The 26,360-nt window shown below is 60.8% G+C and carries 29 protein-coding genes; 16 read left to right on the forward strand and 13 right to left on the reverse strand.

From position 1 onward, the window contains the following. The first annotated feature begins 60 nt into the window (after positions 1 to 60). Positions 61 to 1,563 (forward strand): glycine betaine/L-proline transporter ProP, encoded by a 1,503-nt coding sequence (proP, locus tag ACQY47_RS01075; protein ID WP_017138953.1) that lies wholly within the window; start codon positions 61 to 63, stop codon positions 1,561 to 1,563. Positions 1,564 to 1,615: 52 nt separating this feature from the next. Further along, on the forward strand, positions 1,616 to 2,122 hold the full coding sequence (locus ACQY47_RS01080) for a GAF domain-containing protein (RefSeq protein WP_017138954.1): 507 nt from the start codon (positions 1,616 to 1,618) through the stop codon (positions 2,120 to 2,122). On the opposite strand, the gene ACQY47_RS01085 is transcribed toward ACQY47_RS01080, so the two are convergent. Continuing rightward, entirely contained in the window at positions 2,097 to 3,014 is a 918-nt protein-coding gene (locus ACQY47_RS01085; RefSeq protein ID WP_428554813.1) for an AraC family transcriptional regulator, read from the reverse strand. The two genes, ACQY47_RS01080 and ACQY47_RS01085, sit on opposite strands and share 26 nt — an antisense overlap. Before the next feature lie 166 nt (positions 3,015 to 3,180). Between ACQY47_RS01085 and ACQY47_RS01090 the strand changes: the two genes are divergently transcribed. Together ACQY47_RS01090 and ACQY47_RS01095 are read left to right on the forward strand one after the other, a co-directional pair. After that, positions 3,181 to 4,203 (forward strand): alpha/beta hydrolase, encoded by a 1,023-nt coding sequence (locus ACQY47_RS01090; RefSeq protein WP_099549642.1) that lies wholly within the window; start codon positions 3,181 to 3,183, stop codon positions 4,201 to 4,203. Next, on the forward strand, positions 4,203 to 5,390 hold the full coding sequence (locus ACQY47_RS01095) for an MFS transporter (protein ID WP_428554816.1): 1,188 nt from the start codon (positions 4,203 to 4,205) through the stop codon (positions 5,388 to 5,390). Before ACQY47_RS01090 ends, ACQY47_RS01095 begins: the two co-directional genes overlap by 1 nt. Here the strand turns inward: ACQY47_RS01095 and ACQY47_RS01100 are convergent. Continuing rightward, positions 5,383 to 6,204, reverse strand: a complete 822-nt coding sequence (locus tag ACQY47_RS01100; RefSeq protein WP_065931628.1) for an AraC family transcriptional regulator — start codon at positions 6,202 to 6,204, stop codon at positions 5,383 to 5,385. The two genes, ACQY47_RS01095 and ACQY47_RS01100, sit on opposite strands and share 8 nt — an antisense overlap. Before the next feature lie 97 nt (positions 6,205 to 6,301). On the opposite strand from ACQY47_RS01100, the gene ACQY47_RS01105 reads away from it, so the two are divergent. Beyond that, the gene (locus tag ACQY47_RS01105) at positions 6,302 to 7,513 is read left to right on the forward strand and encodes an MFS transporter (RefSeq protein ID WP_017138958.1); all 1,212 of its coding nucleotides are present in this window, start codon (positions 6,302 to 6,304) and stop codon (positions 7,511 to 7,513) included. Between the two features lie 110 nt (positions 7,514 to 7,623). Next, positions 7,624 to 8,784, forward strand: a complete 1,161-nt coding sequence (locus ACQY47_RS01110; protein ID WP_428554821.1) for a GGDEF domain-containing protein — start codon at positions 7,624 to 7,626, stop codon at positions 8,782 to 8,784. On the opposite strand, the gene iolG is transcribed toward ACQY47_RS01110, so the two are convergent. Further along, the gene (gene iolG, locus ACQY47_RS01115) at positions 8,781 to 9,785 is read right to left on the reverse strand and encodes an inositol 2-dehydrogenase (protein WP_428554824.1); all 1,005 of its coding nucleotides are present in this window, start codon (positions 9,783 to 9,785) and stop codon (positions 8,781 to 8,783) included. The genes ACQY47_RS01110 and iolG overlap by 4 nt on opposite strands. Positions 9,786 to 9,818: 33 nt before the next feature. Beyond that, positions 9,819 to 10,844 carry a LacI family DNA-binding transcriptional regulator gene (locus tag ACQY47_RS01120; RefSeq protein WP_428554827.1) on the reverse strand — a complete coding sequence of 342 codons (1,026 nt, stop codon included), beginning with the start codon at positions 10,842 to 10,844 and terminating at the stop codon, positions 9,819 to 9,821. Positions 10,845 to 10,967: 123 nt separating this feature from the next. Between ACQY47_RS01120 and ACQY47_RS01125 the strand changes: the two genes are divergently transcribed. The 3 genes from ACQY47_RS01125 to ACQY47_RS01135 are packed head-to-tail and all read left to right on the forward strand — an operon-like array spanning position 10,968 to position 13,903. Further along, positions 10,968 to 11,813, forward strand: coding sequence for an SDR family oxidoreductase (locus tag ACQY47_RS01125; RefSeq protein WP_428554830.1), 846 nt, complete (start codon positions 10,968 to 10,970; stop codon positions 11,811 to 11,813). Further along, entirely contained in the window at positions 11,813 to 12,937 is a 1,125-nt protein-coding gene (locus ACQY47_RS01130) for a phytanoyl-CoA dioxygenase family protein (RefSeq protein ID WP_099549638.1), read from the forward strand. The genes ACQY47_RS01125 and ACQY47_RS01130 overlap by 1 nt, the downstream gene beginning before the upstream one ends. A 42-nt stretch (positions 12,938 to 12,979) precedes the next feature. Further along, on the forward strand, positions 12,980 to 13,903 hold the full coding sequence (locus tag ACQY47_RS01135) for a sugar ABC transporter substrate-binding protein (protein WP_017138963.1): 924 nt from the start codon (positions 12,980 to 12,982) through the stop codon (positions 13,901 to 13,903). Between the two features lie 73 nt (positions 13,904 to 13,976). Here ACQY47_RS01135 and ACQY47_RS01140 read toward each other — a convergent pair whose 3' ends face one another. Both ACQY47_RS01140 and ACQY47_RS01145 read right to left on the reverse strand, forming a co-directional pair. After that, positions 13,977 to 14,399, reverse strand: coding sequence for an MAPEG family protein (locus tag ACQY47_RS01140; protein WP_099549637.1), 423 nt, complete (start codon positions 14,397 to 14,399; stop codon positions 13,977 to 13,979). Then, complete coding sequence (locus tag ACQY47_RS01145; protein WP_026013836.1) at positions 14,392 to 14,697, reverse strand: DUF2834 domain-containing protein; 306 nt, start codon at positions 14,695 to 14,697, stop codon at positions 14,392 to 14,394. Before ACQY47_RS01145 ends, ACQY47_RS01140 begins: the two co-directional genes overlap by 8 nt. An 83-nt stretch (positions 14,698 to 14,780) precedes the next feature. Between ACQY47_RS01145 and ACQY47_RS01150 the strand changes: the two genes are divergently transcribed. Beyond that, positions 14,781 to 15,563, forward strand: coding sequence for a helix-turn-helix domain-containing protein (locus ACQY47_RS01150; RefSeq protein WP_099549636.1), 783 nt, complete (start codon positions 14,781 to 14,783; stop codon positions 15,561 to 15,563). 55 nt (positions 15,564 to 15,618) lie between these two features. Beyond that, positions 15,619 to 17,319: an amidase gene (locus tag ACQY47_RS01155; protein ID WP_099549635.1), complete on the forward strand. Its 1,701-nt coding sequence runs from the start codon at positions 15,619 to 15,621 to the stop codon at positions 17,317 to 17,319. A gap of 290 nt (positions 17,320 to 17,609) precedes the next feature. Here the strand turns inward: ACQY47_RS01155 and ACQY47_RS01160 are convergent, their stop codons facing one another. From ACQY47_RS01160 to ACQY47_RS01170, 3 genes are read right to left on the reverse strand one after another with little or no spacing between them, the layout of a single operon-like run. Next, a complete protein-coding gene (locus ACQY47_RS01160; protein ID WP_099549634.1) occupies positions 17,610 to 18,347 on the reverse strand; it encodes a CPBP family intramembrane glutamic endopeptidase in 738 nt (245 codons plus the stop codon). A gap of 7 nt (positions 18,348 to 18,354) precedes the next feature. Beyond that, complete coding sequence (locus ACQY47_RS01165; protein ID WP_176992126.1) at positions 18,355 to 18,825, reverse strand: RidA family protein; 471 nt, start codon at positions 18,823 to 18,825, stop codon at positions 18,355 to 18,357. Next, the gene (locus tag ACQY47_RS01170) at positions 18,822 to 19,040 is read right to left on the reverse strand and encodes a DUF6434 domain-containing protein (RefSeq protein WP_428554837.1); all 219 of its coding nucleotides are present in this window, start codon (positions 19,038 to 19,040) and stop codon (positions 18,822 to 18,824) included. Before ACQY47_RS01170 ends, ACQY47_RS01165 begins: the two co-directional genes overlap by 4 nt. Before the next feature lie 257 nt (positions 19,041 to 19,297). On the opposite strand from ACQY47_RS01170, the gene ACQY47_RS01175 reads away from it, so the two are divergent. Further along, entirely contained in the window at positions 19,298 to 19,729 is a 432-nt protein-coding gene (locus ACQY47_RS01175) for a nuclear transport factor 2 family protein (protein WP_017138971.1), read from the forward strand. A gap of 16 nt (positions 19,730 to 19,745) precedes the next feature. On the opposite strand, the gene ACQY47_RS01180 is transcribed toward ACQY47_RS01175, so the two are convergent. Continuing rightward, positions 19,746 to 21,071 (reverse strand): PLP-dependent aminotransferase family protein, encoded by a 1,326-nt coding sequence (locus ACQY47_RS01180; protein ID WP_428554842.1) that lies wholly within the window; start codon positions 21,069 to 21,071, stop codon positions 19,746 to 19,748. Positions 21,072 to 21,159: 88 nt separating this feature from the next. On the opposite strand from ACQY47_RS01180, the gene ACQY47_RS01185 reads away from it, so the two are divergent. Continuing rightward, positions 21,160 to 22,050 (forward strand): DMT family transporter, encoded by an 891-nt coding sequence (locus tag ACQY47_RS01185; protein ID WP_428554845.1) that lies wholly within the window; start codon positions 21,160 to 21,162, stop codon positions 22,048 to 22,050. On the opposite strand, the gene ACQY47_RS01190 is transcribed toward ACQY47_RS01185, so the two are convergent. Then, positions 22,047 to 22,616 carry a YceI family protein gene (locus ACQY47_RS01190; protein WP_428554848.1) on the reverse strand — a complete coding sequence of 190 codons (570 nt, stop codon included), beginning with the start codon at positions 22,614 to 22,616 and terminating at the stop codon, positions 22,047 to 22,049. The genes ACQY47_RS01185 and ACQY47_RS01190 overlap by 4 nt on opposite strands. 124 nt (positions 22,617 to 22,740) lie before the next feature. Here ACQY47_RS01190 and ACQY47_RS01195 point away from each other — a divergent pair, with 124 nt between their 5' ends. The 3 genes from ACQY47_RS01195 to ACQY47_RS01205 all read left to right on the forward strand — a co-directional run bounded on the left by ACQY47_RS01195 (position 22,741) and on the right by ACQY47_RS01205 (position 24,839). Further along, entirely contained in the window at positions 22,741 to 23,235 is a 495-nt protein-coding gene (locus tag ACQY47_RS01195; protein WP_428554851.1) for a PaaI family thioesterase, read from the forward strand. A 44-nt stretch (positions 23,236 to 23,279) separates the two neighbouring features. Next, on the forward strand, positions 23,280 to 24,167 hold the full coding sequence (yghX, locus tag ACQY47_RS01200) for a YghX family hydrolase (RefSeq protein WP_236375429.1): 888 nt from the start codon (positions 23,280 to 23,282) through the stop codon (positions 24,165 to 24,167). A gap of 378 nt (positions 24,168 to 24,545) precedes the next feature. Then, complete coding sequence (locus ACQY47_RS01205; RefSeq protein WP_428554855.1) at positions 24,546 to 24,839, forward strand: DUF6124 family protein; 294 nt, start codon at positions 24,546 to 24,548, stop codon at positions 24,837 to 24,839. Positions 24,840 to 25,067: 228 nt separating this feature from the next. Here ACQY47_RS01205 and ACQY47_RS01210 read toward each other — a convergent pair whose 3' ends face one another. Together ACQY47_RS01210 and ACQY47_RS01215 are read right to left on the reverse strand one after the other, a co-directional pair. Then, a complete protein-coding gene (locus ACQY47_RS01210; RefSeq protein ID WP_017138978.1) occupies positions 25,068 to 25,298 on the reverse strand; it encodes a hypothetical protein in 231 nt (76 codons plus the stop codon). A gap of 476 nt (positions 25,299 to 25,774) precedes the next feature. Continuing rightward, on the reverse strand, positions 25,775 to 26,326 hold the full coding sequence (locus ACQY47_RS01215) for a hypothetical protein (protein ID WP_170037703.1): 552 nt from the start codon (positions 26,324 to 26,326) through the stop codon (positions 25,775 to 25,777). Positions 26,327 to 26,360 lie beyond the last annotated feature (34 nt).

A 26,360-nucleotide genomic window follows, 5' to 3' on the forward strand; every position in this document is an offset into this window, starting at 1 on the left:
TGACAGAGCGGTGCCATCGCAACGATGGCACCTCCCCTGTTCAGTTTTAGAGTGACCCGCATGAAATTACGTAAGAAAAGCGTCAAACCCATCGGTTTGAAAGACATCACCATCGTCGACGATACCAAGGTGCGCAAGGCGATCACCGCCGCCGCACTGGGTAACGCCATGGAGTGGTTCGACTTTGGTGTCTACGGGTTCGTCGCCTATGTGCTCGGCAAGGTGTTCTTCCCCGACGCCTCGCCCAGCGTACAAATGATCGCTGCCTTGGGTACCTTCTCCGTGCCCTTCCTGATTCGCCCGCTGGGCGGCCTGTTCTTCGGTGCCCTGGGTGACAAATACGGGCGGCAGAAAGTATTGGCCGCCACCATCGTGATCATGTCCCTGAGCACCTTCGCCATCGGCCTGATCCCCGGCTACGCCTCGATAGGCATCTGGGCGCCGATCCTGCTGCTGTTGTGCAAAATGGCCCAGGGCTTCTCGGTGGGCGGTGAATACACCGGCGCCTCGATCTTTGTCGCCGAATATGCACCGGACCGTAAACGCGGGTTCCTTGGCAGCTGGCTGGACTTCGGCTCCATCGCCGGTTTTGTGCTCGGTGCCGGCGTCGTGGTACTGATCTCGACGATCCTCGGTGAAGCTGACTTCGAGGCCTGGGGCTGGCGCCTGCCGTTCTTCCTCGCCCTGCCCCTGGGCATCATCGGCCTGTACCTGCGTCACGCGCTGGAAGAAACCCCGGCCTTCCAGCAGCACATGGACAAGCTCGAACAAGGCGACCGCCAGGGCCTGACCCACGGCCCCAAAGTCTCGTTCAAGGAAGTCGCGACCCAGCATTGGCGCAGCCTGCTGACCTGCATCGGTATCGTCGCGGCCACCAACGTGACGTACTACATGCTGCTCACGTATATGCCCAGCTACCTGTCGCACAACCTGCATTACAAAGAAAACAGCGGCGTACTGATCATCATCGCGATCATGGTCGGCATGCTGTTCGTGCAACCGTTCATTGGTTTTGTGAGTGACAAGATCGGCCGAAAACCCTTCATCATCGCCGGCAGCGTGGGCCTGCTGTTCCTGTCCATTCCGGCGTTCATGCTGATCACCAGCGGCAAGATCGGCCTGATCTTCGCCGGCCTGCTGATCCTGGCGGTGGTCCTCAACTTCTTTATCGGCGTGATGGCCTCGACCCTGCCGGCGATGTTCCCCACGCACCTGCGCTACAGCGCGCTGGCCAGTGCGTTCAACGTCTCGGTATTGATCGCCGGTGTCACCCCCACCGCCGTGGCGTGGCTGGTGGAAAGCACCAACGACCTGTTCATGCCCGCCTACTACCTGATGGTGTTTGCCGTGGTCGGCTTGATCACGGGCCTGACCATGAAGGAAACCGCCAACAAGCCACTGCGCGGCGCCGCGCCTGCGGCCTCGGACATGGCAGAAGCCAAGGAAATACTGCAAGAGCACCACGACAATATCGAGCAGAAGATCGAAGACATCGACACTCAGATTGCCGAACTGGAAGCCAAGCGCCAGAACCTGGTGCAGCAGCACCCACGCATCAACTGACTACTGACCTGGTGTGGCGGCCCCTGCCGCCATGCCTTTGGAGTGCCTAAGCATGGTTCCAAGCGTCACCGCAGCACACTCGCTACTCAGCGCCGACGAACGCGCTGCCATCGCCGAAATAGAAGCCACCACCAGCATCCTGCAACTGGTTACCCGCTTGACCGGCATGCGCTTTGCCGGCATCGCCAAATTCACTGACCTTGAGTGGGTCGTCTGCTCGGTGCACGACACGGCCGACATGGGCATTCATGTCGACGACGTGCTCGACCTCGAAACCACACTGTGCAGTGAGTTCTGCATTAACCCGCAGACCCTGTTCATCCCGCAGATCAGCCACAACGGCCGCTTCGCCGCGCGCCCGGTGGTCAAGCAGTTCGCCATCGAAAGCTACGCCGGTGCGCCGATCTTCCTGCCTGATGGGCGCCTGTTCGGCGCATTGTGCGCGCTGGATTCGCGCGCGATGCTGTTTGAAGACCCCAACCTGCCGGAAACCCTGAGCCTGTTTGCGCGGCTGATCGGCTGTATTTTTTTCGCTAACTTGAGCTCGGTTGATCAGTGAGCTTGCCGCGCAAGGCGGCCATATCGCGCTTGGGTGGCACACCGAACAGCCGGCTGTACTCGCGACTGAACTGTGACGGGCTTTCATAACCCACCTTGAACGCCGCACTGGACACGTCTTGATGTTCGTTGAGCATCAAGCGCCGCGCTTCATTCAAGCGCAGCCATTTCTGATACTGCAAAGGGCTCATCGCGGTCAGGTGACGAAAGTGATGATGAAAAGTGGCAGCGCTCATCTGCACCCGCGCCGCCAACTCCTCCACCCGCAACGGTGCGGTGTAGTTGAGCTTCAGCCAATCGATCGCCTTGGCGATCCGATAGCCCTGCCCGTCAACGGCGCAGATCCTGCGCAGGCGCCCGGCCTGGTCGGTGTTTAACAGCCGGTAGTGGATTTCACGCTGAATCAACGGCGCGAGTACCGGGATCGCCTCGGGTTCGTCCAGCAAAGCGACCAAGCGTGCGAACGCTGCCAGCATGCCTTCGGTGACCGTGCCGATTCCCACCCCTTTCATCACTGCCCGCTCCCGAGTGGGCGGCAACTCACTCTGGGCGATCAGCTCGGCGAGGATGCGCAGGTCCAGTTTGTAGGTCAGGCCCAGGCAGGGCCGGGTCGGGCTGGCAACCAGCACTTCGGAGTTGGCCGGGATATCCAAAGACGTCAGCAGAAACCGCGTCGGGTCATAGGGGTAGCCTTCACCGCCGACCCACAGTTGTTTTTCACCCTGGGCGACCAGCACGACGCACGGCTCGACCATGCACACCACCGGCGCTGCCGGCTGCTCACGCCGATAAAAGCCCAGGCCCGGGACTGGCATGGGGTAATCGCCGGGCGCCGTGACCTGCGCGTTGATCGCCTGGATCAAGGCTTCCAGGGGCAATGGATTAATCGTCATAAAAGGCTCTTTTAACGCGTGACCGAACTGTACCGCGCACACCAAGCAAGTGTCACCGACAACCCACAAGACTCAGAGGATCAGGCAAGTAATCCACTGGAACGCACTACAGAACGCCGGTCCATGCCGGGAAAATGCGCGGACCAACCTTATCCGGGATCACGCCATGAAAAGCCTTTTGCTCGCCCTGAGCGTGCTGCTGACGTCTTTTTCTTCATTGGGAGCCGATATGTCCAACGGTGCTGACAACTTCTACAAAAGCGACAAAGTGACGGTGCAAAACGTCACCTTCAACAACCAATACGGCATGGCGGTGGCGGGCCATTTGTTCATGCCGAAAAACCTCGCCCCCGGCGCAAAAAACCCAGCCCTTGTGGTTGGGCACCCGATGGGCGCCGTCAAAGAGCAGAGCGCAGACCTCTACGCCACCAAAATGGCCGAACAAGGCTTCGTCACCTTGTCTCTGGACTTGTCATTCTGGGGCGATAGCGCAGGCTCACCACGCAATGCGGTGCTGCCCGACCTCTACGTCGAGGACTTCAGCGCTGCCGTGGATTTCCTCGGTACCCGCCCGCAAGTTGATCGCGAGCGCATCGGTGTGATCGGTATTTGCGGCAGTGGCAGCTTCGCCATTGCCGCCGCGAAGATTGACCCACGCTTTAAGGCAATCGCTACCGTGAGCATGTACGACATGGGTGCGGCCAACCGCAATGGCCTCAAACATAGCGTGACGCTGGCGCAACGTCAGCAACTGCTGCGCCAGGCCGCCAACCAGCGCTATGTGGAATTCCAGGGCGGCGAGACCGTCTACACCGGCGGCACGCCAGCCACCCTCACCGGCGATGCGGTGGGTGATGAGTTTTACGATTTCTACCGTACGGCGCGCGGCGAATTCACACCCGTCGGCGGCTCGCCGCAAACCACCACGCGGCCGACCCTGACCAGTAACGTGAAGTTCCTGAACTTCTACCCCTTCAACGATATCGAGACGCTATCCCCTCGCCCGCTGTTATTGATCGCCGGCGCCGACGCGCACTCACGTGAATTCAGTGAAGACGCCTACCAACGCGCGGCCGAGCCCAAGGAACTGCTGATTATCCCGGGCGCAGGCCATGTCGATCTTTACGACCGGGTCGATCTGATCCCTTTCGACAGACTCGCCACTTTCTTCAAAGGCCACTTGAAATAATGTCCGATAAATCACAGATGCATAGCTGGGCCGCGGTGTTTGCGATGTCGTTGGCGGCGTTCGCACTGGTGGCCTCTGAGTTCATGCCGGTAAGCCTGCTGACGCCGTTGGCCGCCGACCTGCAGATTTCCGAAGGCCAGGCCGGCCAAGGCATCTCGGTGTCCGGTCTGTTCGCCTTGCTCACCAGCCTGGTCATCGCTGCCGTCGCTGCGCGGGTTGAGCGCAAGCGTCTGCTGTTGGCGTTGACCGTCCTGATGATCCTGTCTGGTACCGTGGTGGCGCTGGCGCCGAACTACCTGACGTTCATGCTCGGTCGCGCGCTGATCGGCGTGGCCATCGGCGGTTTCTGGTCGCTGTCGGCGGCGACCGCCATGCGCCTGGTGCCCACGGCCCAAGTACCGCGCGCGTTGGCGATCGTGAATGGCGGCAACGCACTGGCGACGGTGATCGCGGCGCCCTTGGGCAGTTTTCTCGGCGCACTGATCGGTTGGCGTGGCGCATTTTTCTGCGTCGTGCCGGTGGCGGTAGCGGCTGGCCTATGGCTGCTGTTCAGCTTGCCCGCGATCAAGGTGCAAGGCCAGGCCAAGACTGGCAACGTGCTGCGCTTGTTCAAACAGACGCCTGTGGCCCTGGGCATGCTCGCCATCAGCGGCTTTTTCATGGGCCAGTTCATGCTGTTCACTTACCTGCGTCCGTTTCTGGAAAGCGCCACGCGGGTCAGTACCTCCACACTCTCGTTGATGCTGTTGGTGCTCGGCCTGGCCGGGCTGGCGGGCACTGTGCTGATAGAGCGCGTGCTGAAAAACCGCCTGTATCCTGTGCTGATTGCCATTCCATTGATCATGGCGTTGATCGCCGTGGCCCTGGTGGCCTTCGGCGGCTCGCCGATCACCACAGCCGTGTTACTCGGTTGCTGGGGTTTCGTGGCAACCGCCGCGCCGGTGGGTTGGTGGACCTGGCTGGCGCACGTGTTGCCGGACGATGCCGAGGCCGGCGGTGGATTAATGGTGGCAATCATTCAATTGGCGATTACTGCCGGTGCCACTGTCGGTGGCGTGGCGTTCGACCACAGCGGTTATCAGGCGACCTTTGAACTGAGCGCAGCCACGCTGGGGGTTGCCGCGCTGCTGGCAGGCCTGGCCGCGCGGCACTCAGCGCCGGGGTTGATGGCCAGCCGCCCTACCTGAAAAACTGACTCGGCGTCTTGCCAAACTGTTTCTTGAACATGCTGGTAAAGGCGCTCGGGCTCTCGTAGCCCAGTTCGATGGCAACATCGATAATCTTCTGCCCCACCGCAATCCGCTCCAGCGCCAGCAGCAAGCGCGCCTGCTGGCGCCATTGGCCAAAGGTCAACCCGGTTTCCTTGCGAAACAGACGCTGGATGGTCTTCTGGTCCAGCTCAAGGCGCCCACTCCAATCCTCCACCGTCGACGCATCCCCGGGATCCTGCTGCAGCGCCAGGCAAATCCGGTTGATACGCGGGTCGCCCGGTTGTGGCAACGACAGCGGCAAGGCCGGCAGAATCGCCAGCTCATCGAGGATCAGGTGCATGATCCGCGCATCGCGTGAGTCCTCGGCATACGGCGGTTTCAAACTCACCGACGCCTTGATCAGCTCACTGAGCAACGGTGAAACGCTCACCGCCTTGGTCTCGGTCGGCAGGTTCGGGAACGCATCGGGGCGCACAAACACACTGCGCATTTTCAACGGGCCGACACAGCGCAGCGAGTGGACTTGCCCGCAAGGCATCCAGAAGCCACGATTGGACGGCACCGTCCATTGGTTGTGCGCCGAGTGCACCACCATCACGCCCTCGATGGCGTAGAGTAACTGGTGCTTTTCGTGGCTATGCTCGGGGATCACCCAGTTTTCGGGGTAATCGGTAGCGGAACTGATGACAGCCCAGTCGCCTGCGTCGATTTCCTGCAAAAATTCATTCAGTGGTTTGATCATTTCGCCCTTTTTGCGACAGTTGCCTCCCGAATTTCGTGAGACAGGCATTGGCACCGAATTTAGCATAACCGCCGAAACAATTAGAAATGGGTGCCGGGCTCAAGTACTCGCCACCTCAGTTTGCTGCCCTGTATGGAATGCCTGCATGACGACCGTTACCGCGTCACCCGCCGCTGCAACCACTACACCCCAAGTGAGCCCCTTGGTCATGCGCGTCCTCGGCGCCTGCGCCTTGGCCCACCTGATCAATGACCTGATCCAGGCCGTGCTGCCCTCGATCTACCCGATGCTCAAGGCCAACTACGGGCTGAGTTTCACCCAAGTGGGCCTGATCACCCTGACCTTCCAATTGACCGCCTCGCTGCTGCAACCCTGGATCGGCTACCACACCGACCGCCACCCCAAGCCCTGGCTGTTGCCGGCCGGCATGGTGTGCACCTTGATCGGCATTCTGATGCTGGCGTTTGTCGGCACCTTCCCGGCCATTTTGCTGGCGGCGGCCCTGGTGGGCGTCGGCTCGTCGACCTTTCACCCGGAAACCTCGCGCGTCGCACGCCTGGCCTCCGGTGGGCGTTATGGCCTGGCGCAATCGACCTTCCAGGTCGGCGGCAACACCGGCAGCGCCTTCGGCCCGTTGCTGGCGGCGGCGATCATCATTCCTTACGGCCAGAGCCATATCGCCTGGTTCGGGCTGTTCGCCGTGTTTGCGATTCTGGTGCTCTATGGCCTGAGCCGCTGGTACCGCAACCACCTCAACCTGTTCAAGCTCAAGCAAGGCGGCAAGGCCACTCATGGCCTGTCCAAAGGTCGCGTGACCTTTGCCCTGGTGGTGCTGGCGCTGCTGGTGTTCTCCAAATACTTCTACATGACCAGCCTGACCAGCTACTTCACGTTCTACCTGATCGAGAAGTTCCAGCTGTCGGTGGCCAGTTCGCAGATGTACCTGTTCCTGTTCCTTGGCGCGGTGGCGGTGGGCACCTTCGCCGGTGGCCCGATTGGCGACAAGATCGGGCGCAAGAAAGTCATCTGGTTCTCGATCCTCGGCGCGGCGCCCTTCACCCTGGCCCTGCCCTACGTCGACCTGTTCTGGACCGCCGTACTCAGCGTGGTCATCGGCTTTATCATCGCCTCGGCCTTCTCGGCCATCGTGGTCTTCGCCCAGGAACTGGTGCCGGGCAATGTGGGCATGATCGCCGGTATCTTCTTCGGCCTGATGTTCGGCTTCAGCGGCATTGGTGCTGCGCTGCTGGGCTTGCTCGCTGACAACCACGGCATTGAGTACGTGTATAAGATCTGCTCGTTCCTGCCGCTGGCGGGCATCCTCACGATATTGCTGCCCTCGACCAAAGGCGTCTGACCCGCCGATTATCGGCTGGCCGTGTGCTATTAGCCGGAATGCTCTGAAAAACCTGCGTGTGCGCTTACAATCCCGATTTTCAAGCGTACACCCAGGCAGCCCGGCACGACATGACGCTCGACCCTCCTACGATTCTGATTCTGACCATCGCGCTGGCCGCCGCTGCCGCGTTGTATCTGGCCATTGAATGGCGCAGCGTACGCGAGGCTTCCCTGCTGTTCTGGGCCGCAGGTTTTGCGACCATCAGCGTCGGCTCCACCCTGGCGTTGCTGCGCGGCAGTGGCCTGTTAATGATCGGCATCTGGTTCGCCAACGGCTTGCTGGTGACTGCGCACTTTCTGTTCCTGCTCGGCGTGGCGCGTTTTACCCAGGCGCGCCTTTCACCGCTATGGCTGTTGATGCTGCTGGTGTGGCTGGGAATGCTGATGCTTCCAGCCGAGCTCCCATGGTCCAAAGCCATGCTGGCGGTGCAGTCGCTGCTGGTGGCAGCGCCGACTCTGCGCGCCAGCTTTTTGCTGCGCCCGCACGGCAAATCACTCAGCATCGGCGCGGTGCAGTTGCGCTATGTGCTGCTGATCCATGGCGCGTTTTATGTAGCCAAAGCGTTGTCAGTGATGATCCCCGGCACACTGATTGACCTGGCTGCCTTCAAGGGCGAAATCATCCAGGTGTCCCTGGTGGAAGGTGCGATGGCGATCATGTTGATCGCGCTGTCGATGACCGGCTCCGAACGCTACCGCCGCGAGCAGCACATCGCGCGGCTGGCGGCCCGCGACCCACTCACAGCACTCTTCAACCGTCGCGCCCTTGACCTTCAAGCGCCACGCCTGTTGGCGCGAGTTTCGCCGGCCCAGCCAGGCGCCGTGCTGTTGATCGATATCGACAACTTCAAAGGGGTCAACGACCTCTACGGCCATACCGCCGGCGACCGTTTGCTCATCGCCCTCAGCGAGATGATCCGCGGCGTCGTCCCCCAGGATGCATTGGCTGCGCGCCTGGGCGGGGACGAGTTTTTGATTCTACTGAACAACACCTCAACCCAGCAGATTGTCGAACTGGGCAGCCGCTTGCGTGAACAGTTCCAGCAAATCGCCGCTGACACCTTTATCACGCCAGCGCCGGTGACCTTGAGCATCGGCGCCAACCTGTTCGACCAACCACCGGCAAGCCTGGCCGCGCTGATCGAACAAGGCGACACCACGCTCTACGAAACCAAGCGTGGCGGGCGCGACAGCATTCGTCTGGTGGACCAGACCCGCACGTTCGGCTAAAGGTCGTAATGCACCGCTACGCTGCGCCCGGTCTTCACCGACTCCAATGCACAATCGGCCAGGTGCAAGGCATACAAGCCATCACGCACGCTGGTCGGTAACGCGCGGCCAGCGTTCAGCGCATCAATAAACTGCGTCAGCTCATTGCGATAAGCATCCGCGTAACGCTCCAGAAAAAAGTGCTGCAACGGCTCCAGCGCTTCGGTGTGGTCGGCACTCCAGTGGCGCAACGTGCTGGGCCGGTGGTTGTCGGTGAGCAACACGCCTGTGGCGCCGGAGACTTCCACGCGCTGGTCATAGCCATACACCGCCTGGCGGCAGCAGTTGATGTGGCATTGCTTGCCGGAGGCGGTGCGCAGCAACACCATCACACTGTCGTAGTCGTCGATGTCGGCCAGGCTCGGGTCCACCAGGCGGCTGGCGAACGCACTGACTTCCACCGGTTCCTCGCCGAGCAGGTGGCGAGCGGTGTCGAAGTCGTGGATGGTCATGTCGCGCAGGATGCCGCCGGAGTGTTCCAGGTAGTCACGCGGGGCCAGGCCAGGGTCGCGGCTGGTGATGATCACCTGGCGCACGGCGCCGATCTGGCCGGCGTCCAGCGCTTGGCGCAGGCGCAGCATGTCGGGGTCAAAACGCCGGTTGAAACCAAGCATCACCTTGCCGCCCAGGCGCTCGACGGCTTGGGCGGCGCTGCGGGCCTTGGCGATATCCAGGTCGATCGGCTTTTCGCACAGCACCGCCTTGCCTGCGGCCACCGCTGCCAGTAGCAGGTCGATATGGGTGTCGGTGGGCGTGCCGATCACCACGGCATCGATGTCTTGGCGGGCAAGCACGGCGGCGCAGTCATAGGCCGCTTCGCAACCTAACCGCGTGCTGAGCGCGTCGACACCTTCGCGCCAGGGGTCGGCCACCAGCACCAGCGTGGCGTTGGGGTGAGCGGCGACGTTGGCGGCGTGGATTTTGGCGATGCGCCCGGCACCTAAAACGGCAATACGTAGCATGGTCGAACTCCTGGCGTTGTTATTGAGGGAGCTTCAGTCCGGCAGGTTGAACGGTGTCACGATCTGCACCTGTGACGGCGCAATCGGCCCGGCTTTCCATAGCCGGTGGTGTTGCAGGATGTGCAAAAACACGCTGCGGGCATCGATCTGCAGGTTGTGGTCGATGATCGCGGCAACTTTTTCTTCCAACAGCAACTGGCGGTTTTCTTCGTCCAGGTCATGGCCGATAAACACCTCCAGCGGGCGTTCCAGCGCGGCGAAGGCGTCGACAATCGCGCGGTTACCGCCGCCGACGCTGTACACCGCCTTGAGCTCGGGATGTTGCTTCAGGGCTTGGGTGACGCGCTCAAACGTGCGGTCGTATACGCCGTAGCCACCGCTGATATCCAACACCCGCAGGTGCGCGGCACGCCCGCGTAGCCAGGCGCGAAAGCCCATCTCGCGTTCTTCCTCGCCACGGAACAGTTCGCTGCCGATCACCACCGCTACGTCCTGGGGCTGCGCCGGCAGCCAACGCGACATCAGGTAGGCGGCGGTTTGGCCAGCGGTGCGGTTGTCCATGCCCACATAGCCAATGCGCTCGCTTTGCGGCAGGTCCGTGACCAGGGTCACCACCGGAATGCCCGCCGCGATCAACTGCTTGACTGCCTGATTCACCGCCGGCTCATCCGCCGCCTTGAGCACCACGCCCTGGCTGCCGGTTTCAAGGCAGCGCAGCAGCTGGTCGTGCATAGCCTGGGGTTCGATTTCTTCAAACAGGTGAAAACGCGGCGCGATGCGAAACGGCGCCAAGCTGCCCAATTGCGCGGTGATCGCCGCCTGCACCGCCGCGCTGAAGCGTTGGGGCGTGTGCATGATCACATCGACGTGAAAGGTGCGCCCCACCGCCAGGCCGTTTTTTTCCTGGGCCTCCAGCTCATCCAGCGCCTGCTCGATACGCCGGGTGGTTTGCGCATGCACGCTGCCGCGCTGGTGCAACACGCGGTCGACCGTGGCTTTGCTCACGCCGGCCTGGGTCGCGAGTTGCTTGATGGAGAAGTGTTTTGCGCGTTCGAGCATGCGGTTCGCCTGAGGTGTTTTTGAGGTCTTTTTTGGGCGTTACTGAGGCTTTTCAATGCTAGTCTCAGTTTTGCCCGGCGTCGAGCCAGGTCGATAAAACAACAACAATTTCAGGAGAACCGCATGCCTCACACCGATCTCGCCAACGCATTCAACGGCCAATATTTTGTTGTCACCGGCAGCACCCAGGGTTTGGGCGCTGCCGTGGCGCATACCCTGGCGCAGCGTGGCGCTGCCGGGCTGATCATCTGCGGGCGCCGCCGCGCAGAGGGCGAAGAGCAGGTCCGGCAACTGGCACAGCTCGATTGCCAGGCATTTTTTGTCGAGGCCGACCTGGAAAACGTCGAGGATTGCCGCGCGATCATCGACGCAGCACGCACCCACTTCGGCACCTTGCACGGGCTGGTGAACTGCGCCGGCATGTCGGATCGCGGCACTATTCTCGACACCTCGCCCGAGCTGTTTGATCGGCTGTTTGCGGTGAATGTACGTGCGCCGTTTTTTCTGATGCAGGAAGCGCTCAAGCTGATGATCAGCACCGGCGTGGAAGGCGCGGTGGTGAATATCCAGAGCATCACCGGGCATGGCGGGCAATCGTTTTTGAGCGCCTATGCGGCGTCCAAGGGCGCGCTGGCGATTTTGACCAAGAACGTGGCGTTCAGCGCATTGCGTAATCGCATCCGCGTGAATGGCCTGAATATCGGCTGGATGGACACGCCTCACGAGGATCAGATCCAGCGCCAATACCACGGCGCGCAGGACGGCTGGCTGGCCGAGGCCGAGCGCGCGCAGCCGTTCGGGCGGCTGCTCAAGCCCGAAGAAGTGGCGCAAAGCGTGGCGTTTTTGCTCTCGCGTGAAGCCGGGATGATGACCGGCTCGGTGATCGACCTGGAGCAAGGCGTGGTCGGCTGCACCGACAGCGGCAGCCCGCAACCGCACCAGGCGCTGAGCCTGCCGGGAGGTGTGTGATGTCGGCGTTCGTGACCGGCGCGGCGGTGCGCCTGGCGGATTTCAGCCGTATTTGCGCCCAACGGACCAACGCCGAGGACTACCCGCTGTGTGCCGAGGTGGTGAGCAATGTGCCGATCTATCAGGCCGGCACTTTACGCAACAGCGAGCGCTTGCGCGTCATGGATGAGCTGCATCACCTGTTCCGCGACGGGCCTGGGGTGATGGTGGTGCGCCAGGCCTATGAAGACCTGGCGGTGGTCGATCGCCATAGCCAGGTATTCGAGGCGATCTTTGCCCATGAGGCTGCGCAAGGCGTGGCCGCCGACCATTTTGCCCAGGCCGGCAGCAACGGGCGCATCTGGAATTCGCTGCAGAAAGCCGCGCTGCAGTCGCCGGAATCGTTTGCCGAGTACTACGCCAACCCGCTGCTCGGTTTGATCGCCGAAGCGTGGCTGGGGCCGAGCTTTCAGATGACCGCGCAAGTGAACGTGGTCCACCCTGGTGGGCAGGCGCAACAGCCGCACCGTGACTATCACCTGGGCTTTCAGACCACTGAGGTGGTTGAACGCTTTCCGCTGCCGCTGCATCTGTTGTCGCAATACCTGACGCTGCAAGGCGCGGTGGCCCATTCGGATATGCCGCTGGAAAGCGGGCCGACCCAACTGCTGCCCTTCTCCCAGCAATACCCGCTGGGTTACCTGGCCTGGCGCTGCGCAGAGTTTATCGACTACTTCCAGCAGCACGCCGTGCAATTGCCGCTGAACAAGGGCGACCTGCTGTTCTTCAACCCGGCGCTGTTCCACGCGGCGGGTACCAACCGCACGACCCACCACCGGCGTATGGCCAACCTGCTGCAAATCTCGTCGGCGTTCGGCAAGCCCATGGAAGCCCTCGACCGCGACCGCATGATGCTCGCGGTGTACCCGGTGTTGCTGGCCAACCCTGCGTTGAATGCCGAAGCGGTGATCGCCTGTACGGCCGACGGTTATGCCTTCCCCACCAACCTCGACACCGACCCGCCCTTGCACGGGCTCGCCCCGCAAACCGGGCAGCAATTAATGCAACAAGCCCTTGACGAACGCTGGCCCTATTCAGACTTCGCCGCTGCCGTGGCGCAACTGCGGGCCAAGCGCCAGGCGTGAATCCCACTGCTTTTACAACAACAAAAAGAACGGAGCATAACCATGAAGAAGCAACTCCTCGCAGCACTGCTGACCCTCGCTGTTACGCCCTGGGCCTGGGCGGATATACGTATCGGCGTGAGCATCGCCCAGGTCGACGATGTGTTCCTCGCACAGATGCGTGACTACATGGCGGCCCACGCCAAGGAGCTACCCGGCGTGACCCTGCAATTTGAAGACGCCCAGGGCGATGTGGTGCGCCAACTCAATCAGGTGCAGAACTTTACCGCCCAGGGCATGGACGCGATTATCGTCAACGCGGTGGACACGGCGGCCACGCAGAAAATGACCGTCAATGCCCAGCAGGCCAAGATCCCGCTGGTGTACGTCAACCGCCGCCCGGAGTTCCAGGACGTGCCGCCGGGCGTGGGTTATGTTGGCTCGGATGAGATCAAGGCCGGGGAAATCCAGATGCGCTACCTGGCAGAGAAAATGGGCGGCAAGGGCAACCTAGCGATCATGCTCGGGCTGTTGTCCAACAACGCCACGCACAACCGCACGCTGGGGGTGAAGACGGTGCTCAAGGATTACCCGGACATCAAGATTGTCGAGGAGCAAAGCGCCGAATGGCAGCGCGGCAAGGCGATTGACCTGATGAGCAACTGGATTGTGTCCGGACGCAAAATCGATGCCGTGGCGGCGAATGCCGATGAAATGGCGATTGGCGCCGCCATGGCGATCAGCCAGGCGGGCATGCAACCGGGCAAGGATATCCTGGTGGCCGGCAGCGATGGCGGCGCAGCGGGGCTGGACGCGGTGAAGAAGGGCCAGTTGCTGGTGACGGTGTATCAGGACAACAAAGGCCAGGCCGTCGGCTCGATTGATCTGGCGGTGAAGATGGTCAAGAAGGAACCCTATGTGGCTGAGCTGACCATTCCTTATCAGCAGATCACCAAAGACAATTACCAGGCGTTTCTGAACCCTTAATCCCTTGCCTATGGCCAGGTTTTCTTGTGGCGAGCGGGCTTGCCACAATAAGTTTGCTCAGCCAGGGGGGATTTCATCTCAGCCTCAAGACCACCAGGGCACCGAGCCCGAAGAGGCAGGCCACGCCCACTGCATAGGCCAGCGTGCGCCAGGGTTGCAGCCCTGCCAGATACGTCACCGTGTGCGCCAATCGGGCCAGGGTAAACAGGCCAAAGAGCCAACCCGTGACACCCTGGGAACTCCCCAGCGCCACACATAATCCGCCCAACACAAAAAACAGCGGGATGTTTTCCAGGTCATTGGCCCACGCCCTTTGCGCCCTCACGACGTGCGGCAATTCTTGTGGCTGCGCCATGCGGCTGAAGAACGCCGCATCTTCAAGGTTGGTGAACGCCCGCCGCCGAATCCGCCAAAAACCCTGATAGCAGGAAATCGCAAACATTTTCAGGCACAGCACCAGCACACAGCCTGCGTAGATAGCCAGCAGGTCATTCATCGCGCAACCCATTGACGACGATATAAAGCAACGGCCCCACCGAAACAAACACCGCCGTCAGCGCAAAATACGGCAGCACAGACACGACTGACCGCCCGCGCCCGCGCGCATCCCGATACATCCACACACACGCCAGCACCGCCATCAGGTACAGGTCGATCACCACCTGCGCGGTGTCCGGCCGCGACATTAATTGGCGCCCGAAGGCCAGCAGTGATTGCTCGGCGGTGAGCATCGTCACCAGTGTATAGAGTGAAAATCCAACTAACCCGACCAGGGCAATAGAGGGTCTGTGCATGGTCTCGTCCTTGAAGTGAATGAAGCTCACGATAGTGATAAGGTCTTGGCCCTCGCAATGACCTCACAGGTTATGAACCCGCCATGGACACTACTGCCGGCGACCAACTGCGCCAACTGCGTCGCCACGCCAAGCTGAGCCAGCTGGACCTGGCGCTGATCACCGGCGTTTCGCAACGCCACCTCAGTTACATCGAAACCGGCCGCGCCAAGCCGAGCCCGGGCACGTTGCACAATTTACTGACCGCGCTGGATGTGCCGCTTGAGCAGTGCAATCGCGTGTTCCTCGCCGCCGGCTACGCGCCACGCTACACCGCCACCCCGCTCGCCTCACCGGCCATGGCCGCGATTCGCGAAGCCGTCAGCCATGTGTTGCACGCCAATAACCCGGCCCCGGCGATTCTGCTCGGCAGCCAATGGCAAGTGCTGGCGGCGAATGCGAGTACCGGCGTCCTGTTTGAATTGTTGGGGCTTGAACCGGATGCGGCAGACGGGCTGAACCTGCTGACCACGCTGCTGCAAACCGGCGGCTTTGGCGACCACCTGATCAACGCCGAAGAGATCCGCACGCTTGCCTGGCAACGCGCCAGCCGGGAGGCGTTGGGCAATCCTGAATTGGCGGTTTTATTAGCCAGCCTGCCGACGCCCACCCACACCGAACCACCCGGCCACATGCCGCCCTTGGCGCTGACGCGCATCCGCTCACCCCAGGGCGAGCTGAGCTTTCTGTCGACCTTCACCACGTTCGGCATGCCCCAGGACATCACCCTCACGTCGCTGCGTATCGAGCATCTGATTCCGGCTGACGAGCCGACGTGGCAAGTCATGCGCGCCGCCTATGCGGAGCATGCCGCGCTGGTTTTGTGAAATATCTGTCCGTAGACTGCCGCCATACCTCCCACTTGAAGGCGGCGAAAAAAACGTGATGCAAGTTACCGAAGTCTCCATTGCCCAACTGCGCGCGGCGCTTGAAACCGGCCAGACCACTGCCGTTGAACTGGTAAACGCCTACCTGGCGCGGATCGATGCCTATGACGGCCCGCAGACCGCCACCGCGCTGAACGCCGTGGTGGTGCGCAACCCTGAAGCCCTCAAAGAAGCCGAGGCGTCCGATGCGCGCCGGGCCAGGGGTGAAACGTTGGGGCCATTGGACGGCATTCCCTATACCGCCAAGGACAGCTACCTGGTCAAGGGCCTGACGGCCGCATCCGGCAGCCCGGCCTTTGCCAAGCTGGTTGCGCAGCGCGACGCCTTCACCATCGAACGCCTGCGAGCGGGCGGCGCCATCTGCCTGGGCAAGACCAATATGCCGCCGATGGCCAATGGAGGGATGCAGCGGGGTGTGTATGGCCGTGCCGAAAGCCCTTACAACGCCGACTACCTGACTGCACCGTTTGCCTCCGGTTCGTCCAACGGGGCGGGTACCGCCACGGCGGCAAGCTTCGCCGCCTTTGGTGTGGCTGAAGAAACCTGGTCGAGCGGGCGTGGCCCGGCGTCCAACAATGGTTTGTGCGCCTACACACCGTCCCGTGGGGTGATTTCGGTACGCGGCAACTGGCCGCTCACGCCGACCATGGACGTGGTGGTGCCCTATGCACGCACCATGGCCGACCTGCTGGAAGTGCTGGATGTGGTGGTCGCCGAAGACTCCGACACCCGTGGCGACCTGTGGCGCCTGCAGCCCTGGGTGCCGATCCCGAGCGTGGCGTCGGTGCGCCCCGCGTCTTACGCCGACTTGGCGGTAAGCAGCGAAGCCCTCGCCGGTAAACGTTTCGGCGTGCCGCGCATGTACATCAATGCCGACCCCGAGGCGGGCACCAGCGAAAAGCCCGGCATTGGCGGGCCGACCGGGCAGAAGATCAACACCCGCGCCAGCGTGATCGACCTGTGGGAAGCTGCACGCAAGGCGCTGCAAGCCGCCGGCGCCGAAGTGATCGAGGTGGATTTCCCGCTGGTGTCCAACTGCGAAGGCGATCGCCCTGGCGCGCCAACCGTGTTTACCCGTGGCTTGGTTTCCAAGGAATTCCTGCACGACGAATTGTGGGAACTGTCGGCTTGGGCCTTCGATGACTTCCTGCGCGCCAACAACGACCCGGCGCTTAACCGCCTGGCGGATGTCGACGGGCCGAAAATCTTCCCGCACGACCCGGGCACCCTGCCCAACCGTGAAGATGACCTGGCCGCCGGCATGGACGAATACGTGCGCATGGCCGAGCGCGGCATCACGCCGTGGAACGAGATCAGCACGGTGCCGGACGGTTTGCGCGGCCTGGAGCAAACCCGGCGCATCGACCTGGAAGACTGGATGGACACGCTTGGGCTGGATGCGGTGCTGTTCCCGACCGTGGCCGATGTAGGCCCGGCAGATGCCGACGTGAACGAAGCCAGTGCCGACATCGCCTGGAGCAATGGCGTGTGGGTCGCTAACGGCAACCTCGCCATCCGCCACCTCGGCGTGCCCACCGTCACCGTGCCGATGGGCGTGATGGCCGACATCGGCATGCCCGTCGGCCTGACCTTTGCCGGTCGTGCGTACGATGATTCGGCACTGCTGAGCTTCGCCAGCGCGTATGAAGCCACCGGCAGCAAACGCCTGATCCCGCCGCGCACACCGCCGCTGTAAACATTGTGGGAGCGGGCTTGCTCGCGAAAGCGGCGTGTCAGGCGATGCATCAGGTGACTGATACACCCTCTTCGCGAGCAAGCCCGCTCCCACATTTTGACTGTATTTCTAGTCAAGCCAGGTAGAGCCACAACGGTCTGAATGCGGTCAACCTGTGGGAGCTGGCTTGCCTGCGATGGCGGCTTTCCAGTGACAACTATGCTGGCTGACCTGACGCTATCGCAGGCAAGCCAGCTCCCACATTTTTTGGCTGTGTTTCAAGTCAAGCAATGTGGGAACTGTGTTTCAGGTCAGGCCATGTAGGGCACGGCGATCAGCAGGATGGCGGTGCCGTGGGCGAGTGCGGCGGGCAGTACGCCGTAACGCATGCGCACCAGCGCGCAGGCCAACCCTTCAAGCAGGGTGAACAGCAACACCGGCCAGCCCAGTTGGGTAACGCTTAAGGCCAGGAACCCATGGCAGGCTGCAAAGGCCACGCCGCTGATCAATGCCGCGCGCAATGGCGAAACCTGTTGCTCCAGGTAACCCTGCAAAAAGCCGCGGAACAGCACTTCCTCCAACGCATTGGCGCCATAGGCCAATACCACCATGCCCGGCAACCACACCCAGTAGCCGTGGAACTGGCTTGCATCAATGCCTTGGTAAACCCGCAGTGGCACGCCGATCAAACAGCCGACCACAACCCCCACCGCCATGCCAACCAACGGGTTGCCAATGGACCAACGCATCAACCGCCACAACTCGGGTGCCAGGCGTGAGAGCAGCATGATCAGCAGCACCGACAGCCCGCCCAGCGCCGCCAGTACGAAGGCATTGCCACTGAATGCGATCTGCACATCGCGACTCACCGCCCACATACCCAGCGGCGTCATCACATCGCGCATCAGCACAAACGCCGCCAGCAGAATCAGGATGCGCATCGCCACCTGCGCTCTCGGTGTCAACGCGAACCACGCACCAAACAGCAGCAGACCCGGCGCCAAGTGCACGGCGTAGTCGATCAGTACCTCAAGCCCTTGGGTGATCATCGCCAGTTCAATCGTGTGCAACAGCGATCATGTCGATCTCGACGGCCGCCGATTTGGGCAACTGCATCACCCCCACCGACGTGCGCGTGTGCACACCGGCAGCGCCGAGGATTTCGTGGAACAGGTCCGACGCGGCGTTGGCCACTTCACTTTGCTGATCAAAGTCTTCTGCGCTGCGCACATACACGGTGATACGCACGAGGGTCTTGACCTGATCCAGCGAACCCAGCGCTTGCTTGAGCAACCCCAGGCAACGCAACGCGCTGATACTGGCGGCGATTTGCGCCTGGGCCAGGGTCAGGCTTTCACCGACCTTGCCCGGCAGCATGAGAGTGTCACCGACACGCGGAATCTGGCCGCTGATGTACAGTTGGTTGCCATCGCGCACCAACGGCGTGTAGTTGCCGCCGATTTTGAATTCCTCCAGCAGGTAGCCGATGCGTTCCTGGGCAGCCTGGTATTTTTCGTCGCGTGTCATGGGCGTGCGTCCTCGTTGCGGCGTTGCCACTCATCCACCACATCGCCCAAGGTTTTGGGCAAGTCGTTGCGGATCCAGGCCATGAACGGCCGGTCGAACTTGAACGTCGGGCCGCAGTGTTCGAGCATGAAACGGCGAACGTTCTGGGTATTTTTGTAGTGTGGGGTCACGGGAGTGGCGCGGGTGATGGCGTCGCTGTGCCAGTCAAAATCCATGTTGTCTCTCGGGCGGCTTGTTATTTGCGCAGTAGCATAGCGATCGGCTTGTTGGGCTGGAAGCGACAAGGCGTTCCGCCCGCACTTATTTGATGTGTTGGGACGTCGTACAAGAACTGGAATTCTTTATAACGTCATCAAGCCTAACCTTTGCAAGATATTTCAAAATTTCACTTTCCTTCTTCCTCAAAAATATTGCATGGTTGTACGACGACTTAAGTTGTCGTGTTCACCCCAACAACAATAAGGAAACACCCATGCCAAACGTCAAAGTGCTGATCGGTTTTCTGTGCCTGTTCACCGGCTACGTCGCAGCTGCGCCTGCCCCGGCCGAAAAGGATGTGGCTCAAGCGGTCGACCAACTGACCCAAGCCATGCTGCACCTGGACCTCAAGGCGCTGCACGCGCTGACGTCCGACAAGCTCACCTATGGCCACTCCAGCGGCAAGGTGCAGAACAAAGCGCAATTTATCGCTGACCTGGAAACCCACACCAGCGCGTTCAAAACCCTCGAAATGCAAAACCAGACCATCACCCTGGACGGCGACACCGCGCTGGTGCGCAACCACTTTCACGCCCTGGCCGTGAACAGCGGCGTCGAAGTGCCGACCGATATCGACAACTTCCAGGTCTGGCAGAAGCAAAAAGGCAAATGGCTGCTGATCGGGCGTCAGGCTTACAAATACTGACGCCAAGCGGTGCGGCTCACCACCGCACCGCTTCCCGGACCTTCAGCAGCGCCTCACCCAGCGCGGCCATGCTCACCGAACCCAGCGCCAGGCGCAGCGCGTGCGGCACCGTGGCCGAGACCGCAAACGGCTCGGCGGTGGACACGGAAATCTGCTCGCGCTGCAAGGCCATGGCCACCTGATCGGCCCGCGCCTCGTCCCCCAGCGGCAACCACAAAAAATACGAAGACGGATGGCTGATGTAAGGCACGCCTTTGAGCACCTGCGCAGCCAAGGCTTGGCGTGCCCGTGCGTCCTGGCGCTTTTGTGCTTCGAGCTGCGCGACGGTGCCGTCCTCGATCCAGCCCACCGCAATCGCGCTCATCGCACCGGGCACGTTCCAGGTGGTGGCCATGATCGTGCGCTCCAGTTTTTTCACCCACTCCAACGGCGCGGCGATAAACCCGACGCGCAAACCCGTGGCGACACTTTTGGAAAGCCCGCCCACATACACCGTGCACTCAGGCGCCAACGTGGCCAGCGGCGGTGGCGCGTCTTCGGCCAAAAACGCGTAGGCCGCGTCCTCAATCAGCATCAGATGGTGCTCACGCGCGATGGCAATCAGTTGCACGCGTTGCGCAAGGCTCATCACCCACCCCAACGGGTTATGCAGGGTTGGAATGCTGTACACCGCACGCACCGGGCGCCTGCGGCACAGCGCGTGCAGGAACGCCAGATCCGGGCCGCTGGCGGTCACCGGAATGGCGACGATTTCCAGGTGCAGGGTTTCGGCCAACACCTTGAAGCCTGAATAGGTCAGCGCATCCACGGCAATTACATCCCCAGGCTTGAGCAACGCCATCATCGTCACCGCCAGGCCGTGCTGGGCGCCGCTGACCATCAGCACCTGCTCCGCCTCAACCGCCAGGCCTCGGCTCAATAGATGCCGTGCCACGGCAGCGCGCTCATGCAGGCGACCGGCATGGGGCTGGTAACGCAGCAGCGCTTCCAGGTCGCCCGACAGCGCCAATTGGCGCAGAGCGGTGCGCAGCAGGTCTGCCTGGCCGGGCAGCGAGGGGTAATTGAAATTCAGGTCGAGCATGCCGGTGGCCACATTCATCTGCCCACTGCCCTGCCCCGGCGGCAAGGCGATTTCCCGCACAAAGGTGCCGCGCCCGGTTTCGCCGCTGACCAGGCCCATGGCTTCAAGCTCCGTGTACACCCGGCTCGCGGTGACCAACGCCAGGCCATGTTCAGCCGCCAATTGCCGGTGCGTGGGCAGGCGTGTACCGGGCGCCAGTGCGCCGCTGCGGATGTCTTGGGCAAAGGTGTCGACCAGCGACTTGTAGCGGGCGCGCGGCATAGGCGGTGTATCCATGACAATTTTTTGATTGTCTTAATCCTGGCCCCTAGGATGGTGTTTACGCAACCACCTAGTTCGAGCCCTCACCATGGAACGCACCTCAAGCCTCACTGCGCCGCACACCAGCACCCAAGGCTGGATCAACGGGTTTATCGGCGTGGTGATCTTCAGCGGTTCACTGCCAGCCACGCGCCTGGCGGTGATGGAGTTCAACCCGGTGTTTCTGACCATGATCCGCGCCGCCATTGCCGCGGTGCTCGGCTTGCTGCTGTTGTGGTTGTTCAGGGAAAAACGCCCTGCACGCCACCAATGGGGGCCGCTGGTGATCGTCGCCCTGGGTGTGGTGATCGGTTTTCCACTGCTCACGGCACTCGCGCTGCAATACGTGACCTCGGCGCACTCCATCGTGTTCATTGGCCTGCTGCCGCTGGCCACTGCAGTGTTTGGTGTACTGCGTGGCGGCGAGCGCCCGCGCCCGGTGTTCTGGCTGTTTTCGATTCTCGGCAGCCTGCTGGTGATGGGCTACGCCGTTGCCCAAGGCTTGAGCGCCGCGCCGGCCGGTGACCTGCTGATGCTGTTGGCCGTATTGGTGTGCGGCCTGGGATACGCCGAAGGCGCCACGTTGTCGCGCAGCCTGGGCGGCTGGCAGGTGATCTGCTGGGCGCTGGTGGTGTCGTTGCCGGTGGTGGCGCCGTTGAGCGTGATGCTGGCGCCGGCAACCCTCACGGGCATCAGCCTGCCGGCGTGGCTGAGCCTGGGCTATGTGTCGCTGTTCAGCATGCTGATCGGCTTTGTGTTTTGGTATCGCGGCCTGGCCCAGGGTGGTATCGCTGCGGTCGGCCAGTTGCAGTTGCTGCAACCGTTTTTCGGCCTGGCGCTGGCGGCGAGCCTGCTGCATGAGCAGGTCAGCCTGGGCATGGTGCTGGTGACGGTTGCGGTGATCGGCTGTGTGGCCGGGGCCAAGAAGTTTGCCCGTTAGCGCTGCGGCGCAACCATCTTGAATTTGATGTTGATGTCATTGGACACCACGCTGTTGCCCGCCCATTCACCCTCACCAATCTTGAAGTCGCTGCGCTTGAGGATGAACGCGCCGTCAAACACGCCGATGCCGCTTTGCTCCTTGAGCTGCACCTCAATATCCACCGGCCGCGTGATGCCCCTGATCGTCAGGTTGCCGGTGATCTTGTAGCGGTTATCGCCCAGCGCCGTGGCGCCGTTGGACTCATACACGCCCACAGGATAAGCCGCGGTGTCGAACCACGCAGGTTGCTGCAACTGGGTATTGGCGTCCTGGCTGCCGGCGTCGATGCTGGCGAGCTGGATCTTGAGCAACGCATGCGCCGCCTCGGGCTTTTGCGTGTCAAAGGTCAGGGTGCCTTCAAAGTCGCTGAAGGTGCCGTACACCCGCTGCCCGAATTGCTGGAAGGTAAAACTGATCTGGCTGGCGGTGCGGTTGACGTCTTTGTATTCCACCGCCTGCGCGTTGCCGAGAAACACACCAAGGAGCACCGCCAGGCTTACAAACAGGGGCATTCGACGCTTCATGCAACACTCCGCAAGATAAATGAACAGATGTGCTGAGCTAACACGCCATGCCATGGTTTTATTCCCTTTCGCAGCGTGCCCTGCTAAACAGAGTAGTCGCCAAAAGATACAATAAGGACTTTGCATGCATCCCCCTTCCCTGCAGGACATCACCGCGCCCGAAGGCATCTGCTACGGCTGCGGCGGCAGCAACCCCCATGGCCTGCACATCAAAAGCCGTTGGGATGCCGATGGTATCCATGTGATCGCAGAGCACCTGCCCGAAGCCCACTACAGCGGCTGGCCGGACCTGGTCTACGGCGGCCTGATCGCCATGCTGGTCGACTGCCACTCCAACTGGACGGCCATGGCCTACCACTACCGCAACGAACAGCGCGAGCCCGGCAGCCTGCCGCGTATCGACTGCGTGACCGGTAACCTGGGGATCAAATTCATCAAGCCCACGCCCATGGGCGTGACACTGACCCTGCGCGCGCGGGTTGAAGGCCACGTGGGGCGTAAAAGCCGCGTGGTCTGCGAGGTGTACGCCGGTGACGTGCTCACCGCCCTCGGCGACTCGGTGTTCGTGCGCGTCGATACCCGGCAATTGTCGGATTCCGCCCATGGCCGCGAACGTTGATCCTGGTCTACAGTGATGACCACCGCTAATCGAGGACTGCTCCGATGACTCGTCTCACCGCGAAAGACTTCGCCCCCGAACTGCTGGAACTCTACGACGGCTACGCCCACGGCAAACTCAACCGCCGCGAATTTCTCGACCGCGCCGCGCTGTTCACCTTCGGCGGCCTCACCGCCTCGGCCCTGCTGGCAGCCCTGAGCCCCAACTACGCGCTGGCCGAACAAGTCAAATTCACTGACCCAGACATCGTCGCCGACTACATCACCTACCCCTCGCCCAAAGGCAACGGCACCGTACGCGGCTACCTCGTTCGCCCGGCCAAGGCCAGCGGCAAACTGCCCGCCGTGGTGGTGGTGCACGAAAACCGAGGCCTTAACCCCTACATCGAAGACGTCGCCCGGCGCCTGGCCAAAGCCGGCTTCATCGCCCTGGCACCCGACGGCCTCACCTCCGTGGGCGGCTACCCCGGCAACGATGAAAAAGGCGTGGAACTGCAACAAAAAGTCGACCCCACCAAACTCATGAACGACTTCTTCGCCGCCATCGAATGGCTGATGCACCACGACAGCAGCACCGGCAAAGTCGGGATTACTGGCTTCTGCTATGGCGGCGGCGTGACCAATGCGGCGGCGGTGGCTTATCCAGAACTCGGCGCAGCGGTGTCGTTTTACGGCAGGCAGCCGGATGCGAAGGACGTACCACGCATCAAGGCGCCGATCATGCTGCATTACGGCGAGCTGGACACGCGCATCAACGAGGGTTGGCCGGCGTATGAACAGGCGTTGAAGGCCGCAGGCACGACCTATGAGGCGTTTATTTATAAGGGCGCCAATCATGGCTTTCATAATGATTCGACGCCGAGATATGACGAGGCAGCGGCGAATCTGGCGTGGGAGCGCACGTTGGGCTGGTTCCGCAAATACCTGGTCTGAACACGTTCAGAACTGTGGGAGCTAACTTCTTGTGGCGAGCGGGCTTGCCCCGCGTTGGGGCGCGAAGCGGCCCTGACACCTCACGACGCGATACATCTGGAAAACCGCGTTGACTCCCCTGGGGCTGCTGCGCAGCCCAACGCGGGGCAAGCCCGCTCGCCACAACACCCCGCCTCTCAGCTTTGATCGGTGTTGCCTGATCGACATGCAGTGTTAAAGGCCAGCAATCCATATCCCTTAACCTTGCAGGAAGCTTCCTAAGCAGCCCTTCGGCCTTGCGCCTGCGCATGCCACTGGCTAGCCTGTGCTCTGTCGCTGCCTATCAGCGAACAGGTGTGGAAACCTGAAACAAGTAGGCCCCTTATCAGGAGCTTATGCATGAGCAATACAACGCGCTTCACTCCCAGCCGCGAGATATTTGAACGCGCCCTGAACCACTACCTGCAACCCGCCTCACCGCAGTCCTTTACAGTGCATCACGACCTCAGTTTCGAAGACGCCCTCGCCCAACTCTGCGACCTGCTGCGCTGCGCAGCCGCCACCGCTGCCGACACCACCCAAGGCCTGACAGGCGATCAACGCCACATGGCCGGCGCCACCGAACACCTGATCGACATGGCCCAAACCCTGGCCGACCGTGCGCTGGAGTGCCTGCAACCCAAAACCTGCTGACACACCACAAACCAACTGTGGGAGCTGGCTTGCCTGCGAAGGCGGTGTGTCAGTGCCGGATTAATGACTGATACACCGCCGTAGGCAGCAAGCCGAACTGGGCACTTTCCCTCATGAGCCAGTTTGCCGATTCAGGAAGGTTTTTTAAAAAAAAATAGGGGGCAGACCACGTTTAGTGCTCCGTCAGAAGAATAGTGGTCTGATCCCACTCGATCTCTTTTGCTCCATCTACACTGCTTTAATCGCTGAAATCAGACCCAAAAGCTCGGACTCAGTCAACTCAAACTCCTCACCGTCCTCCATTGCCATCAATGTGAGAAGTGCTCGATCCATGGGAGCAGTGATTTCTAAGCCATGGTTTTGATAAATTTCAAATGCCAGTTTAGAAATCCTAAAGACATCGAAACCGTTAACCAGTGCTTTTTCTAAATCCATAGCGAGGTCGGCTTGTGAGTACATATTCCTAACTCTTCAACTCTGGAAAAATAGGGGCCAATCCACGCTTAATACTCAGCAAGAACAATAGTGGTCTGACCCTGAGGGATCCCCGATTTTTCTTAAGAAAAATCAAGAAGTTGGAATCATTGAAGAAGCCTGCATGAGTCGGCAACTTGGTTTGCACCACACTAAAACAAGATCCTCGACCCATGCAAGCCATCCGTTTTTTACACAGAGCGCTCGCTCAAGCACTGCCTTCAATCCATTCTCGTCGCCTGACAAAACTGATGAGTTGTGTCAGTTCGTTACTGCAGGGATTCCTCAGGGTCAGACAACGTTAGTGCTCCGCCAGAAGAATAGGCGAAAAATAGGGGTCAGACCGCGTTTAGTGCTCCGTAAAAAATAGTAGCATAACCCCATTTTTTGCTCTTCCAAAGAAGAATAGTGTTCTGACTTATTTTTATCCTGTTTTCCTTTTACTGAACGATTCAACTAGACTAAAACCTTTTTGAGTAACGCTTTTCTAATCTTTCAGCAGACCTTAGAACAGCGCCCCCATCATCAGGAAAGAAAGTAGAGTATACATGAGCTGCAATTTTCATCAGGAAAACGTAGTCAGGCACTGGAAGACTTGAAGTTTCCACCTCGCCCAAAAAAAAGCTGACCTCATTGAAATCCTCTGGATCGTCCCAATCCTGATCGAGAGAGTAAAAAAAACCTTCACTTACAGAGACGCCAACCCCCCGCGAAGCATCATAGATAAAAGCCGGGAAGTTAGTCCTCCCTCTCGCTATAGCAGCCTCTATGAGTTCGTAAAGATCTTCATAACCCAGACCAGTTGAAGAAAATGACTCCTTGAGTTTTTCAAGCCAAACCAATCCATCCATCATTTTGTCCTTGAAAAATAGGGGGAAGACCACGTTTAATGCACCGCCAGAAGAATAGTGATCTGACCCCATTTCTCCCTTGACCTGAAGCGTCCAATTCTTCCAGTAATGCCCACTAAACTCATTAGAAACAGTAGAGATCAGACCACCTTTAGTGCTCATTTAGAACAACCTAGCTCTCCACATTAGTGATCTG

Source organism: Pseudomonas edaphica (assembly GCF_965277385.1).
GTDB lineage: Bacteria > Pseudomonadota > Gammaproteobacteria > Pseudomonadales > Pseudomonadaceae > Aquipseudomonas > Aquipseudomonas edaphica.